The organism is Candidatus Frankia nodulisporulans (assembly GCF_902806475.1).
Classification (GTDB): domain Bacteria; phylum Actinomycetota; class Actinomycetes; order Frankiales; family Frankiaceae; genus Frankia; species Frankia umida.
The window spans coordinates 1-963 of sequence record NZ_CADCWS010000506.1 but is presented as its reverse complement, the minus strand read 5'-3'; the positions used below and the strand labels follow the sequence as shown (position 1 = coordinate 963).

The 963-nt window shown below is 67.4% G+C and carries 1 protein-coding gene; it reads right to left on the bottom strand.

Annotated features, from left to right (window positions below):
• Positions 1-259 precede the first annotated feature (259 nt).
• Positions 260-963, bottom strand: a 704-nt coding sequence (locus tag G6R24_RS21160; protein WP_476727370.1) for a restriction system modified-DNA reader domain-containing protein, incomplete at its 5' end; no start/stop codon positions are given.

Sequence of the window (963 nt, the reverse complement as noted above, 5' to 3'; positions counted from 1 at the left end):
CGTCTTGTGGCATTGTCGGCGGACGGAGACCCCAGCTTCCGGAACGACTTCGCAGCCTACTACCAGCGCAAACGGCGGGAGGAGCGCCCAGCGGTTGGCCATACGAACCGAAGCCTCGTGACCTTCCGCTCAGAAAGCCGGTGGTCAACTCCACCATTTTCGCAGGTCAACCGGGGTCCGAGATGGACCACCGCCGAGATCGCATGGCTCCGTCGCCACACCCGTTGACAACGGCTGCCGCCGTCAACTGGCGGTAGGCCTACTGCCCCACGCCGCCGTGGATCCGCAGGTACTGGCCGCGGACCGCGTCCAGGCTGGCCTTCGTCTCATCGACCTTCCAGAAGTTCCAGGCACCCGGGTTAGCGTCGGTGGCATCCTTGGCCGCCGCTGACGGCGAGCCAAAATGCCCGCCCGATGCGGTGCGGATGCGCCCGTCGGCGAGTAGCGTCGCCCGGTGCTCGGTTCCGCGCCAGCGACCGATCAGTTTCTCGTTGGGGCGGACCAGCCCGGCGGACAGCAGATCGGACAGACGCACCCCGTGATTCCGCCGTCGCGGGCGGGCTACGCCGGCGCGGCCGGCGTCTACAGCGGACGCGGGAGCGCCGGCTGCTGTAGACGGCAGGGGAAGGCCGAGGGCATCCGGAGACCAGATCCGTTCGGCCATCGCCTGGTAAAGCTGGCCACGCGACTGGACATACGCCTCAACCGGGTCGCCGGTCTCGTACGCGCGAAACCTGCTGTCCAGCCCATGTTTCTTGGTGAACTCTCGGAAGTTGACGATGCCACGCCCGCTCAGCGTGGAGGCGTCCAGCGACGCAGCCAGCCAGTTCGCCCGCAGATAGGTCGGCATCTTGCTCTCCAGCGGAGCACTGTTCACGCTGGCATTCTCCGCTCCGTCCAGCAGAACCAGACCACCGACGAGCCCACGGACCTTCTGGAAATCCGCCTCGGACGCCGCCCGCC